We start from the raw sequence: 16469 nt of genomic DNA, 5'->3' as shown, positions 1-16469 counted from the left end.
CTGTCAGCGCTATCTCTCGACCGGAATGTCTTCGAACGGCTCTCCGGTGTAGAGATGGTCCACGACCTGGAGGCTGATCAGCGTCTGCTCGTTGCGCTGGCCTGACGTGCCTTGCTTTTGGCAGCACAACTGCTCGAAGGTCGAGCTGTCGAGCCAGTGGCTCGATGTATGATGGTCTGGGCGGCGAGGACGTGCCGGAACTCGGCGGAGTGCCTCATGAGCCGCTCGGCCGGTGAGAATCGGCCTATCGTCGGCGTAGCTCGGATGGGCTATGCCCAAATTTCCGTCGGAACACGGTGCTGAAGTGTGACGAACTGCTGAATCCCAGCTGGTAGGCGACCTCGGTCACCGACAGCACGGGCTGCTCAAGTCGCGCTAGCATATCGTAGGACCGTTGCAGCCGCCGGTCGAGAATCCACTCGGACACCGACATGTCCGTGACTCGAAAAAGATAGTGAAGGTGTCTGAGCGAGATCCCGTTATTCCTAGCGATCTTCTCGAGCGAAAGACCGGGGTCGGTGAGATGTTCCTCGATCCAGGCTTTGACAGAGCGCAGACGAGCCTTTTGAGCCGTGGCATCCTCTGAAAATTGGTCCTTGTCGCCCATGTCCAATGCGAGAGCCAGGACATCCATCAGCTCGTCGCCGAGCCGCGATCTTGCCGCTTCGTCAACCGACGATGCTTCCGATGCCAATGTCGAACAGAATTCGGCTGCAATCCGGCCAAGACCGCGTCCGGTCGCAATGGTCATTGCAACCGGAATACGGTTCTCGCTGAAACGCAACGAAAAGTCTTTGCGTGGAATCTCGAGGTAGAGGGATCGAACCTTCCCGATACACTCCAGATCGTAGGCTTCGGCCGCGGAAAAGATTGCACCTACATGCGGGCTGGAATTCAGCGTCTGGCCTGCCTGAAGGACATTGACCTTGCCGTGTTGAACAAACTCGACATAGTAGCAGTCCTTGTCGAGCCTGGCGATATGCCGCTGTCGTCGTGATATCCGCTGCTCCGACAGCAATACGTCGGTCATCGTCAACACGCCAAATCGTGCTTCCCGGATGAAGCCCTGGTAGTCGGATCGTTGCTCCGCCTCGACGTCGACATGGACATAGACGTCGCAAATGGCGCCTTGCCAGGCAGCGTAGCGTTTGGAAGGCTCGAGGCTTTCCGTTGTGAACACGAGCTCCATCGGTCATCCATCGCGAGCAGTCCAAGCTGCATTTTGCATCGCACAAGGGACGTGCTGCAATTCTAGTAGCCCAGCAGCTCTACGCAAGCCAACTTTGCGCGGGCATGCAAGAGCTTTGCGCTCCGAGGCAAGCGTCGCTCGGGACGGCAAGCTAAGAACAAGACGGGAGGAAGCAGTCGCGGGCGCCGAGGTAGGCGTGCTCGACTTGCCGTACGAGGGACCGCAGCAATGGGGGGAGGCCCGTCTTCACCGATGACGACGAGGTTCACGCGCCCGGTCGGGTCCATTGCCGACATCGTGGCGTTGGAGCGGATACCATATGACGCCCTCGTACCTGCTCGCAATCTTTATCACCTGTTCGAGGCAACCGCCCGATTGCATCCGTATCGGCATGCACTGACCGTTCTGATACCTCGCGAATCCCGCGAGGTCAGCCTCACGCACCGTCAATTGCTGGCCGCCATATCCCGCGCGGCGAACTTGTTCAGGGCATCCGGCATCAGACCGGATGGACCGACCGTTGCATTCCTCTGTCCGAGCCTGCCGCAGGTGTTTCCGGCCTTGCTCGGCGCTCAGGTCGCAGGCGTCGCGAGCTCGATCAACTATCTGCTGAGCGAGGACGCGATCGTCGATCTCCTCGAAGCGCAGAAGACAGCGCTACTTGTGATCCCGTCGGAAGCCGACGATCCGGCGATCTGGCACAAGGCGAACAAGATCGCGGCCCGGGTCGGATCTTTGCAGAAGATCCTCGTTCTCGGCGAAAGCCGCGAGGCGACGGGTCGATTGATCGCCTTTGGCGAAGCCGCTTCGAGGCAGCGAGATGTGCTCGATTTTGAAACGTCAAATGATCGGCGGTCGGTGTGCGCGCTCTTCCACACGGGAGGAACGACCGGACGTCCGAAGCTCGTCCGCCTGACGCATGGCAATCAGATCCACGCGGCATGGGGATTCGCTCAGGTTCACGGGCTCGACGAGTACGACATCGCGCTGAACGGGTTTCCGCTCTTTCACGTCGGTGGCACCATCACCGCGGGTCTGTCGATTCTAGCCGCTGGTGGCCACGTGATCCTTCCCTCGCCCTACGGCCTGAGAAGCCCGGAGACCTTACGTGATTATTGGCACACCGTCGCGCGACACCGCGTAACGATCGCAAGCGGCGTGCCGACCTCCATCGCGGCTCTGGCCGAGGTGCCGGTTGGGTCCTGTGATATCAGCTCGGTCCGGATGGCGCTGACCGGAGGTGCGGTCCTCCCGAAAGCGGTCGGTGACCGTTTCCAGGCAAGGACGGGAGTGAGGTTGTTCGAAACCTACGGGATGACTGAGACCGCGGCGGCGATCGCGTTCAACCCGGGGCGCGGTGAACCGCTTCAGGGCAGCGTCGGTTTCAGGGCGCCGTTCTCGCAAACGAAGATCTCGGCACTCGACGACCCGGAGCTGAGCAAGGAGTGTCCTCCGCTCACCAGTGGGCTGGTGCTGGCCAGGGGTCCGCAGGTCTTCCCCGGATACGTCGATCCCGCGCACAATGCCGGCGTCCTGACCGACGATGGTTGGATAGTGACCGGCGATATCGGCTACCTCACGGCGGACGAGCGGCTGATTCTCACGGGTCGCGAAAAGGATCTCATCGTTCGGAGCGGCCACAACATCGATCCGGCCGCCATCGAAGATGTCGCCAATGCATTTCCCGGTGTGCAAATGAGCTCTGCAGTTGGGATGCCGGACGCCTACGCGGGCGAGGTGCCGATTCTTTTCGTTGTACCGTCGCCTCAGCAGACGATCGAACTGGCGCAGCTCCGTGATTACCTCGAGCAGAATGTCCATGAACCCCCAGCGCGCCCGAAGCGCATCGTGGTGCTGGATGCGCTTCCGGTCACCGCAGTGGGCAAGATCTTCAAGCCCACGCTTCGCGATCTTGCCGTGCGGGAGAAGGTCAGGACGGAGATCGACCGGATATTCGGTCCTGCAACCGCGGCAGAAATCCAGGTCCATAAGGACGACAGGCTGAGCACGATCGTCTGCGTTTTGGTCGAAGCCATCGACGAGGTTGCGCTGGGCCTGCTTGCAGAGAGCCTGTCTGCGCTACCGCAGACCTATCGCGTTGAAAGTGCAGCACCACGCGGGCGGACATAGTCGGGAATTGGTGAGAGCAACGATGAAGAATTTTCGGCTTGGTCAACAGGAGATCGTTTTCGCCGTCTTCGCAGCATTGTTCGTCGCCTTCTCGGTCTTCCTCAAGGGTTTCCTGACAGCTGACAACATGCTTACGCTGCTGCAGAATGTCGCCGTTCTCGGCATTCTGGGCCTGGCGATGGCCATCGTCGTCATCGGGCGCGGCATCGACCTGTCGCTGATCGCCTCCCTCGCCGTCCCGGGTGGTCTCGTCCTGCAGATGGTGCAGAGTGGTCACTCGTTGCCGGTCTCCTTGCTTGCAGCCGGCCTCCTGGCCGCCGCCATCGGCCTCGCCAACGGCTGGCTGATCGCTTATGCGGAGGTGCCGCCGCTGTTTGCAACCCTCGCAACCGGGCTGTTCGTTGCAGGACTTGGGCAAGCGGCGCTGTTCCGGCTGGATGTCGTCCAGTGGAGCGACGGCATGGCGGGATTCGAGCGACTCGGACAGGGCAGCATCCTCGGTATTCCGACGTCGATCGTGATGTTTGCAATCGCCGCAATCGCGGTGTTCATTCTTCTGCGTCAGACCCGTTGGGGGGCCTTTATCTATGCGGTCGGTGACAATCCGTTCGCCGCACGGGTGACCGGCATTCCCTCGCGCCCGATCGTCGTGCTGCAATATGTGCTCGCGGCGGTGATCGGCGGCTTTGCCGGTCTCGTCATGGCGGCATCGGTCAACTCGATGCCGACCCGGATCTTCAACTCGACCATGATCTACGACGTGATCCTCGTCGTCGTGCTCGGGGGCATCGGATTGTCCGGCGGCCGTGGCGGTGTCCTGAACGTCATCATTGGCACGCTGCTGATCGGGACCATGCTGAACGGCATGACGATTCTGGATATTCCTTACGCCGGGCAGAACCTGATCAAGGGTCTCGTCCTGCTGATCGCGGTGATCACCGATACGATGTTGAATCCGAGAAATGAAGAAACGGCCCAGCAGGGCGACATCTAGTTCAGTACAAAAATAAAATGTCAAAACGGGAGAAAACCATGACGATGCTCGCGCATAGCTTTTTATTCGGAAGTCTTGTGGCGGTGACGTTCGCGACGGCCTCGCCGGTGCTTGCGCAGCAGGGACTCGACGAGCCCTTCCAGAAGACCTTTCGCGAGGCGCTTGCCGGCAAGACGGTGGCCTATGTGCCGGTCGCCATGAATTTCGATCTGACGGAAGGCTGGTACGCGGGCCTGAAGAAGGAGCTTGAGCCCTATGGCGTCAAGTTCGAGATTCGCGATCCCAACTGGAACACCAACGCGGGAGCGCAGGCCGTCACCTCTCTCATCTCCGAGAAGCCGGCGGTCATGGTGATCCACAACCCCGACGTCCAGACTTATGCCAAGCTGTTGCAGCGCGCGGAAAATGAAGGGATCTATGTTATTCAGATCAACATGGGATCGGCCTATCGCAGCTCGGCATTCGTCGGCGCGAACTGGATCGAGATCGGTGAACGCCAGACCGAAGGCGTGGTGAAGGCCTGCCAGGGCAAGTCGAACAAGATCGCGATCATTCAGGGAGCGCTGTCTGCGGCCGCCAGCGCTTACACGCTCAAGGGTGTCGAGAACGTTCTCGCCAAGCATCCTGAAATCAAGGTGGTGTCGAGCCAGGCCGCCGATTGGGATGCGGCAAAAGCCAAGGCCATCACGCAGACGGTCCTGAAGCAGAATCCCGACCTGTGCGGCATCGTGGGCTTCTGGGATGGCATGGATATCGGCACTGCCGCCGCGATCAAGGAGGCCGGTCTCACCGGCAAGGTCTTCCTGGCAACATCGGGCGGTGGAGAACGCAAAGGCGCCTGCGAGCTCGTAAAGAATGGCTCGTTCGACCTGAACATGAGCTACGACGTGCCGACGCAGGCGGCGCAGATGGCCGGCACCATCAAGTGGCTGCTGTCCTCGGGGGTGAAGGCCGGCTCCGTCAAGGGCTTCGAATACAGCACGCTCATTCCGATCACCAGGGAGAACGCGGAGTCTCAGACGTCGTGCTGGAATCTCTCTGACCTCAAGAAGTGATGCCGCTCCACGGCGCGCGTTCCGGATCAGCCGGAACGCGCAGCAAGACGTTTGCACAGGCAGTATCCATGGAAGGCAGATGCGCGAAACATTGACTCGGCTGCGATATCGCTACTGGCCAGACCATCTCCTCGGCGAGATCTTGTCCAAGAGGTGGACCGAAACCGCAGTTCCGGTGCTTCTGCTTCTGATCGTCGCCTTTGCATTGAGCCGGGTGCTGCAGAACTTTCTGTCCCCTGCGAGCCTCGCCGACACTGCGCGCCAGGCCGGAGAGATCGGTTTCATCGGTCTTGGAATGGCGCTCGTGGTCATCGTCGGCGGTATCGACCTGTCGGTCGGGTCGATGTTTGCCCTGACGGATTTCTGCGCGCTCTATCTCCTCGACGTTCTCAATTGGCCCGTTCCGGCAGTGGTCGTCGCGACGATGGTCGTCGGCGGGCTGCTTGGCGCTGTGAACGGGATCTTGATTGGATATCTAAGACTTCGGGCCTTCATCGCCACGCTGATCACGCTGATCGTCTATCGCTCGGCATTTGATTTGCTGATTCAACGCTATTCGAACGCCATCGCGTCGTCACTGCCGGATATCCCGTCCTGGGATTTTATCGGCGGCGGAGATGTTCTGGGAATCCCGAGCGTGGCGCTGCTGTATGTCGTCGTCGCAATCGTCGGCCATGTCTTTCTGACCCGATTGCGGCCCGGCTGGCACGTCACGGCAATCGGAGGTTCGCGCCGCTCGGCCTACAATTCCGGCATTCCCGTGCGGCGGACCATCGCGCTCTGCTACGTCGCGAGCGGCGTTTTGACCAGTATCGGTGCGCTGTTCTTTGCCGCCCGCCTCGGAACCGTGGGCGGCGACATCGGCGTCGGCCTCGAGGTGATCGTCCTGACGGCGACCGTCCTCGGCGGCATTACGCTCGGCGGTGGCAAGGGGTCGGTCGTCAAATCGCTGGTCGGTGTGCTCATCGTGCTCCTGATGACAAATGGCCTGACCGCCATGAACGCGCGCGGCGGCGTCAACCGTATGGCGCTTGCGACGATCCTCCTGGTGGCCGCAATGGTCGATATCCGCTGGCAGAAGAACCGCACGCGGATCATCAGCAAGGTCTACGTTGCACCGACCTATCACGCACTGCCGCCACCTCCCCCAACCGAGATCGGCAAGGGGGGGCCGTTCGAGCAGAATGACAAGCTTCGCGACGTATCTCTCATCGCGCTCGGACGGATCGAGGCGCCCGAGGACGTCATTCTCGACCGCAACGATGTGCTCTATGCCGGCTCCCGTCACGGCGACATCATCCGGTTCTTTCCGCCGGACTACGAGCGGATGGAGGTGTTCGCTCATATCGGCGGCCAGCCGCTCGGAATGGCGTTCGACCGCCAGGACAATCTGTACGTCTGCATCGGCGGTATGGGTCTCTACCGCATCACGCCCGACGGAACTGTGGAGAAGGCCACCGACGAGACCAACCGCAGCCTGTATTCGGTGAATGACGATAGCCGTCTGCGGCTCGCCGACGACCTCGACATCACCGATGACGGGCTGATCTTCTTCTCCGAAGCGACCGTTCGTTACGAGATGGATGAGTGGCCGGTCGACGGGCTTGAAGCCCGCGGCAACGGTCGCATCATTTGCTACGACACGAAGAGCGGAACGACCCAGACCGTGCTACGCGGACTCAAATTTCCGAACGGCGTCGCTGTTGCCAGCGACGGTCAGTCGATCTTGTTCGCGGAGACCTTTGGCTGCTCGATCAAACGATACTGGTTCGCCGGTCCGAAGAAGGGCGCGGTCGAGACCGTCATGGACAATCTGCCGGGCTACCCCGACAACATCAACCTGGCGTCGGATGGCAACTATTGGCTGGCGCTGGTCGGCATGCGCAGCCCTTCGCTCGACTTGGCGTGGAAGATGCCGGGCTTCCGGCGGCGCATGGCCAAGCGGGTGCCGATCGACGAATGGCTGTTTCCGAACATCAACACCGGGTGCGTCGTCAAGTTCAACGAGCAGGGCCAGATCCTGGAATCCCTTTGGGACCTCAAGGGCGTCAATCATCCGATGATTACCTCGATGCGGGAACACCGCGGCTATCTCTATCTGGGCGGCATCGCCAACAACCGGATCGGGCGCTTCAAGCTGGAGAACGCCGATCCCGATTTCGTTCACTACGATTGGCGCTGGAGGAGGCATTCGTGATCGCCGCCATCCGTGAATTCGCCAACCGCTTGCTCGGCCGTGGCGATGCGACCATCACCGTGCCGTCGTTCGATGGGGCGCTGAAGGCCAATCAAGTGCTGGAGGCAGCTGAAACGCTGCTGGAATGTGAAGCACCGGAGGATATTGTATCCGACGGCCATTCCCTTCTCATCGCCGATGGTGCGCGCCTCCTGCGTTGGGCCGGATCGTCGGCTACGGAGATCCGCAGGTTCGAGCGGCCGATCTCTGCGTTGGCGATGCTTCCGTCCGGCGGTCTGGCCGTTGCGATCGGCGGCACTGAGGTTCATATCTATGATGCCATCACCGCCAAGACGCCGGTCTCGACATTCACCGGTGAGTTTTGCGCCGTCAACGCGCTCGCGCCCGCAGGCAACGGCACCCTGATCGCAACCGATGGTTCGTCATTGAATAAGGCCGGCGATTGGACGCGCGACCTGATGGAGCTCGGTGATACCGGCCGTGTCTTCAGGCTCGATCCGCGGACGCAGGCGATGCAGCGGCTTGCGGGCGGGCTTCGCTACGCCTTCGGCGCCGTCGCAAACGGCAATGGCGTGCTCGTCAGTGAAAGCTGGCGGCACCGTCTGGTCTCGATCGCACCCGGCGGCACGCGCACGGTCGTGCTCGGTCACCTGCCGGTCTATCCCTCCCGGCTTGCACCGGCGCATGGCGGCGGCTTCTGGCTGACGGCCTTTATCGCCCGCACGCAATTGGTCGAGTTCGTGCTGCGCGAGCCCGCCTACCGGCGCCGCATGATTGCTGAGATCGAGCCTGACTATTGGGTGGCACCACGGCTCAGGTCCGGCCAGTCCTTCAAGGAACCGCTGCAGGGAGCGCACATCAAGACCATGGGTGTCATGAAGCCGTGGGCTCCCCCACGGTCGTACGGACTCGTCATCCGGCTTGGTGCCGACGGACTACCGGTTTATTCGCTTCATAGCCGCGCTGATGGCGTCAATCACGGCATCGTCGCTGCCGTCGAATTCGGCGGCGACCTCGTGATGATCGCAAAGGGGCCGGGAAGGGTGCTCAGGCTGCCTCTTGCAACCCTCGGCCGGGAGGTCCTTCCATGAGCGAAGTCATCCTGTCCCTGTCGAAGGCAACCAAGCTGTATGCCGGCGTGCCAGCGATCGAGGGCGTCGATTTCGAGCTGCGGCGGGGCGAGATCCACGCGCTGGTCGGCGAAAACGGCGCAGGCAAGTCGACCTTGACCAAGGTCATGGCCGGCGTCGTGGCCTTGACGTCAGGTGCAATGACGGTCGATGGCGTCGCGGTGTCTCCCAGAACGCCGCTGGAGGCGCGGCATCTTGGCATCGCCATGGTGTTTCAGGAAAACAGTCTGGTGCCGACGATGACCGTGGCGCAAAACCTGTTTCTCGGTCAGGAGAGATTTTATAATCGGCTGCGTGGCATCTACATCGCGGCTCAGCAGTTCCTCCAATCTCTCAACTTCGACGTCGCGCCGACGGCGACCGTCGGCGGCCTCGGCGCGGCCAAGAAGCAGATGGTCGAAATCGCCCGCGCTGTGCTGCACAAGGCGAAAGTCATCATCTTTGACGAACCCACGGCGACGCTTACGCCAGAGGAGAAGAAGTATTTCTTCGATTTGGTGCGGGATTTGAAGAGGCGCGGTGTCTCGATCGTCTTCATCTCGCACGCGCTCGAAGAAGCCTTGCTGTTGGCCGATCGCATTACTGTCCTACGGGACGGCAAGCACGTCGTCACCGACGACGCCTCGGGCTTCGATCGAGCGCGCATCGTTCAGGCCATGGTCGGACGAAATCTCTCGAATACGCTCTACGGTGTGCGGAAGGACAAAGTGCGCCCGGCCGGCAGGCGCGTGTTGACGATACAGAATCTCAAAATGGCGCCGATGGTCAGGAACAACTCATTGTCGGTGTTCGCGGGCCAGATCACGGGCGTGTTCGGACTGGTCGGCTCGGGCCGAACCGAGACCTTTAAGATCGTCTCGGGTATTCTGAAGCGTGATTTCTTTCACGGTGGAGAAATTCTGCTCAACGACAAGTCGGTGCGATACCGCGTGCCCGCGCCGGCCGTGAAGGCCGGAATCGCCTATATCACCGAAGACCGCAAGGTGGAGGGTTTTTTCGAGACGGCCTCGATCGCGCGCAACATCTATCTGGGTCTGCTTGCCAAGTTTCCGGCAGGGCGAGCCTGGTTGTCACGTCGTGAAAGAAATGAGGTCGGTAAGACCTGGATCGAGCGTCTCAAGGTTCGCGCCATCGGCGACGAGGTCAAGGTTGTCGAGCTGTCCGGCGGCAATCAGCAGAAGGTTGTCATCGCGAAATCGTTGATTCAGGAACCGGAGCTGATCATCTTTGACGAACCGACGCGCGGGGTCGACGTCGGGGCCATCGTCGAAATTCACGAGTTGATCAACAGGCTCGCCGATGAAGGCAGAGCCGTGGTCGTGATATCCTCCTATCTGCCGGAGATCATCGCGCTATCCGATCGGATCCTGGTATCAAGGCAAGGCAAGGTCGTCGAAGAATTCTCGGCGATCGAAGCGACCGAAGAGAAGATCATGTATGCCGCCATCCACTGAACTGCGCGCGGCCTCCAATCGATCAGATCCCTTTTCTCTCGGCTCGGGGATCCAGGGCAACCTCGCCGACAAGGCGCGAAGGCTTGGCATCCCGGTGTGGACTCCTGGCCAAGGCGGCGCGTGAGCGCGTCAACTCTGAATCCCTTCTGCTGAAGCGGCCCGCGCCGATATCTCAAGCGCCTCTCTGCACTTGTCGCCGAGATGCATGTCTGCTCGAATCGCGTTGCACGTGGTGGCGTGGGAGCGCCTTGGTCGTCTGACGCGCCGACTGCGCGACGATCCCTGCAATCCCGCAACAATTGCTTTTCGTCACGGCCTCTTGCCTCGTTCTCGAGCAGCCTAATTGGATCGCTAGCGCTGAACGACGGGGCGTCGAGCTCCATCGGAGAGATAGTCGCGACCCTGCTTGAAACGGCTGGACCCCCTTTCGGATCTCGACTGTCCCTGGCCTTTCGCCGGGCGTGACGGACGTCTGGCAGCCAGGGGCCCACATCGGCACTCGCTTTTCTTCTCTGCGGCTTCTGATCTTGCGCCTGATCATCCCGGTCTCTTGTGCAGCCTCAATGTACCATGCCTCTCCTGTGAGCTGCTCAGACCGTGACGCACCTTGCCTCGTAATGGCTTGATCTGGCCGAGGGCCGGCTGAGCCTCGATCGCCTCAGCGCAACGGCGCCGGCCAACTTTCTTCCCCTGGGCGGAACGCCCATTCCTCGCGGGACAAGAAAGCCGGCCGGCGCCGTCTTCCGCTGCCGCTTCAGCCCTTCGGGTGCGCCGTCGCTCGCCGTTCGCCCGATATGCGCCATCGAGGCCGCGGTGGTCGCGGCCCGAACCAGCCAAGGAGAGACAACATGGCTTCCATCGGTTCCTTCAAGAAGGTCGGCGACGATTTCCAGGGCGAGATCATCACCCTGAGCCTCAAGGCCAAGGGCGTGCGCATCGTCCCTGAGGCCAACCGCTCCAGCGAGAATGCGCCCAGTCACCGCGTCTACGCCGGGCGTGTCGAGATCGGCGCGGCCTGGGCACGTCGCTCCGAGGAGGGACGCGACTATCTCTCGCTCAAGCTCGACGACCCCTCCTTCAACGCCCCGATCTACGCCAACCTGTTCGACGATGAGGGCGGCGAGGGTTACACGCTCCTGTGGTCGCGGCCGCGCAAGACCGCCGAGTGAACCGATCGCGCCCCGTCCGGATCTGCTGGGCGGGGCGCATCGCAGTCGGCTGGCCGTTCCGGCCGCGCGGATTGCTCCTCGCTGGTCTGACGCCGGGAAGCAACCGAGACGTTATTGCGCCAACGGGCAGTTGCCATCGGCCAGAGGGCGAAATGCGCGATCGGCCGGGATCGTGGCAACCACCTTGTAGTAGTCGAACGGCTTTTTCGATTCCTCTGGCTTCTTCACCTCGACCAGATACATGTCGTGAACGACCCGGCCGTCGACGCGCACGGCGGTCCTGCCAAACAGTGGATCGTCAAAGGTGCCGGCGTCGCGCATCGCCGCAACGACGGCTGCGCCGTCTTTGGCATGGCCGACCTTCTCGACGGCCCGCAGATAGGCCAGCGTGGCCGAATAGGTGCCGGCCTGACTCATCGAGGGCACTTTGCCGTTGTTGCGCTTGGCGAACCGCTCAGCGAAGGTCCGTGTCTTGTCGTTCAGATCCCAGTAATAGGCGGTGGTCAGCATGAGCCCGTTGGCCGCCTTCAGGCCGAGCGCATGGATGTCGTTGATGAAGAGCACCAGGCCGACCAGCTTCTGCCCGCCGGCGACGATGCCGAATTCGCCGGCCGTCTTGATCGCGTTGATTGTATCGGTGCCGCCATTGGCGAGGCCGATGATCTCCGCTTTCGACGCCTGGGCCTGCATCAGGAAGGACGAGAAATCCATCGCGGCGAGCGGGTGCCGGACGGAGCCAAGAACCGCGCCGCCATTGGCTTTGACGACGTCTCCAGCTTCCTTCTCCATGGTCGTGCCGAAGGTGTAATCGGCCGTGAGAAAGTACCACCTCTTGCCGCCGTTCCTGACGATGGCCTCGGCCGTGCCGTGGGAATTGGACCATGTATCCCACGTCCAGTGCAGCGTGTTCGGCGTGCAGGATTTCCCGGTCAGCTCGGAGGTGCCCGCCGTGGTTGCGATGAGGACCTTGTTTCTGTCCTTCACGAGGCCCGCAAGCCCGAGGGCGATGCCGGAGGTCGGGATGTCGATGATCATGTCGACGCTTTCGGCATCGATCCAGCGGCGAGCGATCGCGCCGGCGATGTCGGTCTTGTTCTGCGCATCGCCCGAGACAAGCTCGACGGACAGTTTCTTCGAGCCCGCGTTGAAGTCCTCGATCGCCAGCTTGGCCGCCTCCAGAGATCCTGGGCCGCTGAAATCGGAATAGGGCCCCGACATGTCGCTGAGCACGCCGATCTTGACCGGTGTCTGGGCGACTGCGCCCGAAGCCCCGAGCACGAGAGCGAGCAGTACGGCACTTGCCTTTAGAACGGTGTTCATAGGTTTCCTCCTGCAATTTGATTGTTGGTTGATCTGATTGGGGCCGGCGCCTCGGAAGTGTTTAGTTGAATGCAGCGATGCCCGTGATCGCGCGCCCGACGATGAGCGCGTGAATGTCGTGCGTTCCCTCGTAGGTATTGACGACCTCGAGATTGACGAGATGGCGGGCGACACCGAACTCGTCGCTGATGCCGTTGCCCCCCATCATGTCGCGTGCGGTCCTGGCGATCTCGAGCGCCTTGCCGCAGGAATTGCGCTTCATGATCGACGTGATCTCTACGGGAGCAGCGCCCTCGTCCTTGAGACGGCCGAGCCGCAGGCAGCCCTGGAGTCCGATCGTGATCTCCGTCAGCATGTCCGCGAGCTTCTTCTGCACCAGCTGGTTCGCCGCGATCGGGCGGCCGAACTGCTTGCGGTCCATCACATATTGACGGGCGCGCAGATAGCAGTCCTCTGCCGCGCCGAGCGCACCCCAGGCGATGCCGTAGCGCGCGCTGTTGAGGCAGGTGAACGGTCCCTTGAGGCCGCGAACCTCGGGAAAGGCGTTCTCCTCGGGACAGAAGACGTCATCGAGCACGATCTCGCCGGTAATCGAGGTGCGCAGCCCGACCTTGCCGTGAATGGCCGGCGCGCTGAGGCCTTTCCAGCCCTTCTCCAGAACAAAGCCGCGAATGGCGCCTTCATCGTCCTTCGCCCAGACCACGAACACGTCGGCGATCGGACTGTTGGTGATCCACATCTTCGCGCCGGACAGGCTGTAGCCACCGGCGACCCTGCGCGCCCGGGTGATCATGCTGCCTGGATCGGATCCGTGGTTCGGCTCGGTCAGGCCGAAGCAGCCGATCCACTCACCGGACGCGAGCTTGGGAAGATATTTCTGCCGTGTCGCCTCGTTGCCGAACTCATGGATCGGAACCATGACCAGCGACGATTGCACGCTCATCATCGAGCGATGGCCGGAATCGACTCGCTCGACCTCGCGCGCAATCAGCCCATAGCAGACGTAGTTCAGGCCCGCGCCGCCATACTGCGACGGGATCGTCGGTCCTAGCAGCCCGAGCTCGCCCATGCTTCTGAAGAGACGCGGGTCGGTCGTCTCATGGCGGAAGGCGTCCAGCACCTGCGGCAGCAGCTGCTCCTGGCAATAGGCATGCGCGGTGTCGCGGACGGCGCGCTCCTCATCGGTGATCTGCCCGTCGAGGGAAAGAGGATCGTCCCACTGGAAGATCTGGCGGGCCGTCATGGACATCGAGCGCTCCTGTCGAATCGATTGGAAGGGATCACATGGCGCGGGGGTTAGCGATGGACGAAGACGGGCTTGCGCTTGTCCAGGAACGCCTTCATACCCTCGCGTGCATCCGCAGCTGCAAAGCGGGCGTGGAGTTCGCGACGCTCGAAGAGCGTCCCTTCGCTCAGCGGCTGCTCGAAAGCGCGGTTCACGCATTCCTTGAGCGCCATCAGCGCTGGCGCGGAGAACGAGGCGATGGTTGACGCGAGCCGCATGGTCTCCTCGCGAAGTCGTTCGTCGTCGACGACGCGGGCGACCAGGCCGTAGCGATCGGCTTCGTCGGCGTCGAGGGTGCGGGCCGACAGGCACATGTCCATGGCCTTCGCCTTGCCGATGGCGCGAGGAAGCCGTTGCGTGCCGCCCGCGCCGGGCAGGAGACCGAGCTTGATCTCCGGCAGCCCGAATTTCGCGCTGCGGCCCGCAACGATGATGTCGCAGGCCAGCGCGAGCTCACATCCGCCGCCGAGCGCCAGCCCGGCGACGGCGGCAATGACGGGCTTGCGTACCCGGCGAATGGTTTCCCAGTTGCGCGTGATGAAGTTGGAATTGTAGACGTCGCTGTAGCCCCAGTCCGCCATCGCTGCGATGTCGGCGCCAGCTGCGAATGCCTTTGCCGACCCCGCGATCACGATGGCGCCTATCGCGTCATCGGCGTCCAGATCCAGCAACGCTGCGCCGAGCCTGTCCATCAGCTCGTCGTTCAGCGCATTCATCACCTTCGGACGGTTGAGCGTGACGAGTCCGACACGTCCGTTGCGTTCGATGAGTATGACTTCGTCTTGCACGCGCGCTCTCCATCGCGCCGCCGGCGCGTTTCGATTGACAGATTCGAGAAGTGCAGTCCGGACGCGCGGGGCGCGTGAGCGAGCCTAGAGCTCGCCGGCCTTCAGCATGTCGCGCAGCCTGAATTTCTGGATCTTGCCGGACGGTGTCGACGGCATCGCGTCGCGCACGATCAGCTTCTCCGGAATGTACTGGATCGCGAGCTTGTGCGACTTGAGAAACTCGACCATCCCGGAAAAGTCGATGGTCTGTCCGGCCCTGGGCACGACGACGGCGCATGCCCGTTCGCCGAGGCGTTCGTCGGGATAGGCAACAATCGCAACCTGCGCGACGGCAGGATGCTTGTAGAGCAGCGCCTCGAGCTCGACGACGGGAATGTTTTCTCCGCCGCGAATGATGACGTCCTTCGAGCGTCCGCTGATCCGGATGTAGCCGGCGGGCGTGATGTAGGCCAGGTCTCCGGTATCGAACCAGCCTTCGGCGTCGGTGCCGTTCCACTGCGGCCGCTTGAGGTAGCCGCCGAAGTTCGAGCAGGCTCGCACGAGGAGCTTGCCGGACTGTCGCGGCGGCAGCGGCTTGCCGTCGGCATCCACCACCTTCAGCTCGACGCCGGGGAGAGGGCAGCCGTCGGTGGTCGAGGCGAGCTTGTCGTCGTCATCCAGGTTGATCAGCGTGACCGCGCCATTCTCCGTCATGCCCCAGGCCGAGACGATCTTGGCGCCGAGCCCTGCCTGGGCCTGCTCGGCCAGCGGACCTGGGATCGGCGCCCCAGCGCACAGAAAGGTCCTGAGAGAGGGCACCGGCTTGCCGGTCTCGGTCACGGTGCGGGTCAGATCCGTCAGGAACGGCGTGGATGCCATCGTGAAGGTCGCTTTCTCGGCGCGGATCAGGTCCACCGCCCGGTTGGGCTCCCAGACATCCTGTAGGACGGCGCTGGCCTTCAGCATGATCGGCATCATCAGGCCGTACATGAAGCCGGTCTGATGGGCCATCGGCGAGGCCATCAGGACCACGTCGTCGGCGCCGAGCTTCAGGCGCTGGGCATAGGGAATGATGTTGGCCATCAGCGTGTTCGCGCTGTGCATCACGCCTTTCGGCTCGCCCGTCGTTCCCGACGTATAGATGAGCTGCGTGATGTCGTCCGGGCCGGGGCGGGCCGAGCCGAGGATGGCTTTCGCATCCGCCGCCGTCTCCCATTCCGGGATCGTCAGCAGCGCGTCGAAATCGTCGGCACCGCCGCCGCCGATGACGACGAGGCGCGTAAGCGACGGAAGCTCGGGCATGAGGCCCCTCAGCATCGCCTCATGATCGAAATTGCGGAACGTCTTCGGGACGATCATCACCTTGGCTTCGCCATGCCGGAGCATGAAGGAGAGCTCGCGCTCCCGGAAGATCGGCATCAGCGGGTTGATGACGGCGCCGATCCGGCTGCAGGCGAGATAGAGCAGCGTGAACTGCCACCAGTTGGGGAGCTGCATGGCAACAACATCGTTGCGACCGACGCCGAGGCGCGACAATCCGATAGCCATCCGGTCCGCCAGTGCCGCCATCTCGCGATAGGTAAAGCGGCGCATAGTGTTGGTGTCGAGGCGAACCGCGGTCAAAGCGATCTTGTCCGGGCACGCCGCCAGACAGGCATCGAGATCGTCGTTGATCGTGCGGTCGTGCCAGTGACCCGCAGCAATGCTGGCCGCGCGGCGCGGCCCGAGCAAGACGGCGTCGAATTCCATGGCTTCCCTCCCGTTGGTTCGTTGTTTCTT

The 16469-nt window shown here is 62.2% G+C and carries 12 protein-coding genes; 7 read left to right on the top strand and 5 right to left on the bottom strand.

The window, feature by feature from the left end; genetic code table 11:
• Positions 1-244: 244 nt before the first annotated feature.
• Entirely contained in the window at positions 245-1189 is a 945-nt protein-coding gene (locus tag QXZ94_RS23175; protein ID WP_172111464.1) for a helix-turn-helix domain-containing protein, read from the bottom strand.
• 252 nt (positions 1190-1441) lie between these two features.
• On the opposite strand from QXZ94_RS23175, the gene QXZ94_RS23170 reads away from it, so the two are divergent.
• The 7 genes from QXZ94_RS23170 (at position 1442) to QXZ94_RS23140 (ending at position 11318) form a co-directional block, all read left to right on the top strand.
• Positions 1442-3319 (top strand): AMP-binding protein, encoded by a 1878-nt coding sequence (locus QXZ94_RS23170; protein ID WP_315722343.1) that lies wholly within the window; start codon positions 1442-1444, stop codon positions 3317-3319.
• Between the two features lie 22 nt (positions 3320-3341).
• A complete protein-coding gene (locus QXZ94_RS23165) occupies positions 3342-4313 on the top strand; it encodes an ABC transporter permease (RefSeq protein ID WP_315726465.1) in 972 nt (323 codons plus the stop codon).
• A gap of 38 nt (positions 4314-4351) precedes the next feature.
• Entirely contained in the window at positions 4352-5368 is a 1017-nt protein-coding gene (locus QXZ94_RS23160; protein ID WP_409998767.1) for a sugar ABC transporter substrate-binding protein, read from the top strand.
• A gap of 79 nt (positions 5369-5447) precedes the next feature.
• Positions 5448-7565, top strand: a complete 2118-nt coding sequence (locus QXZ94_RS23155; protein WP_315722342.1) for an ABC transporter permease — start codon at positions 5448-5450, stop codon at positions 7563-7565.
• A complete protein-coding gene (locus QXZ94_RS23150; protein ID WP_315722341.1) occupies positions 7562-8656 on the top strand; it encodes a hypothetical protein in 1095 nt (364 codons plus the stop codon). The genes QXZ94_RS23155 and QXZ94_RS23150 overlap by 4 nt, the downstream gene beginning before the upstream one ends.
• Positions 8653-10149: a sugar ABC transporter ATP-binding protein gene (locus tag QXZ94_RS23145; protein WP_172111460.1), complete on the top strand. Its 1497-nt coding sequence runs from the start codon at positions 8653-8655 to the stop codon at positions 10147-10149. Before QXZ94_RS23150 ends, QXZ94_RS23145 begins: the two co-directional genes overlap by 4 nt.
• A gap of 848 nt (positions 10150-10997) precedes the next feature.
• Complete coding sequence (locus QXZ94_RS23140) at positions 10998-11318, top strand: DUF736 domain-containing protein (protein ID WP_006611602.1); 321 nt, start codon at positions 10998-11000, stop codon at positions 11316-11318.
• A 111-nt stretch (positions 11319-11429) separates the two neighbouring features.
• On the opposite strand, the gene QXZ94_RS23135 is transcribed toward QXZ94_RS23140, so the two are convergent.
• The 4 genes from QXZ94_RS23135 to aliA form a co-directional block, all read right to left on the bottom strand.
• Complete coding sequence (locus tag QXZ94_RS23135) at positions 11430-12638, bottom strand: ABC transporter substrate-binding protein (protein ID WP_315722340.1); 1209 nt, start codon at positions 12636-12638, stop codon at positions 11430-11432.
• Positions 12639-12699: 61 nt separating this feature from the next.
• Complete coding sequence (locus tag QXZ94_RS23130; protein WP_409998806.1) at positions 12700-13881, bottom strand: acyl-CoA dehydrogenase; 1182 nt, start codon at positions 13879-13881, stop codon at positions 12700-12702.
• A 53-nt stretch (positions 13882-13934) separates the two neighbouring features.
• Positions 13935-14711, bottom strand: coding sequence for an enoyl-CoA hydratase (locus QXZ94_RS23125; protein ID WP_172111457.1), 777 nt, complete (start codon positions 14709-14711; stop codon positions 13935-13937).
• A gap of 84 nt (positions 14712-14795) precedes the next feature.
• A complete protein-coding gene (gene aliA / locus QXZ94_RS23120) occupies positions 14796-16439 on the bottom strand; it encodes a cyclohexanecarboxylate-CoA ligase (protein WP_172131218.1) in 1644 nt (547 codons plus the stop codon).
• Positions 16440-16469: the final 30 nt, after the last annotated feature.

The organism is Bradyrhizobium sp. SZCCHNS2022 (assembly GCF_032377575.1).
In the GTDB taxonomy this organism is placed as follows: domain Bacteria; phylum Pseudomonadota; class Alphaproteobacteria; order Rhizobiales; family Xanthobacteraceae; genus Bradyrhizobium; species Bradyrhizobium aeschynomenes.
This window is presented reverse-complemented; position numbering and strand designations above follow the sequence as displayed.

Bases quoted from the DNA above. Each gene is read 5' to 3' on its own strand.
- QXZ94_RS23155 (WP_315722342.1), top strand. From the start codon at position 5,448: ATGCGCGAAACATTGACTCGGCTGCGATATCGCTACTGGCCAGACCAT.
- QXZ94_RS23165 (WP_315726465.1), top strand. From the start codon at position 3,342: ATGAAGAATTTTCGGCTTGGTCAACAGGAGATCGTTTTCGCCGTCTTC.
- QXZ94_RS23175 (WP_172111464.1), bottom strand. From the start codon at position 1,189: ATGGAGCTCGTGTTCACAACGGAAAGCCTCGAGCCTTCCAAACGCTAC.
- QXZ94_RS23130 (WP_409998806.1), bottom strand. From the start codon at position 13,881: ATGACGGCCCGCCAGATCTTCCAGTGGGACGATCCTCTTTCCCTCGAC.
- QXZ94_RS23145 (WP_172111460.1), top strand. From the start codon at position 8,653: ATGAGCGAAGTCATCCTGTCCCTGTCGAAGGCAACCAAGCTGTATGCC.
- aliA (WP_172131218.1), bottom strand. From the start codon at position 16,439: ATGGAATTCGACGCCGTCTTGCTCGGGCCGCGCCGCGCGGCCAGCATT.
- QXZ94_RS23140 (WP_006611602.1), top strand. From the start codon at position 10,998: ATGGCTTCCATCGGTTCCTTCAAGAAGGTCGGCGACGATTTCCAGGGC.
- QXZ94_RS23170 (WP_315722343.1), top strand. From the start codon at position 1,442: ATGACGACGAGGTTCACGCGCCCGGTCGGGTCCATTGCCGACATCGTG.
- QXZ94_RS23135 (WP_315722340.1), bottom strand. From the start codon at position 12,638: ATGAACACCGTTCTAAAGGCAAGTGCCGTACTGCTCGCTCTCGTGCTC.
- QXZ94_RS23160 (WP_409998767.1), top strand. From the start codon at position 4,352: ATGACGATGCTCGCGCATAGCTTTTTATTCGGAAGTCTTGTGGCGGTG.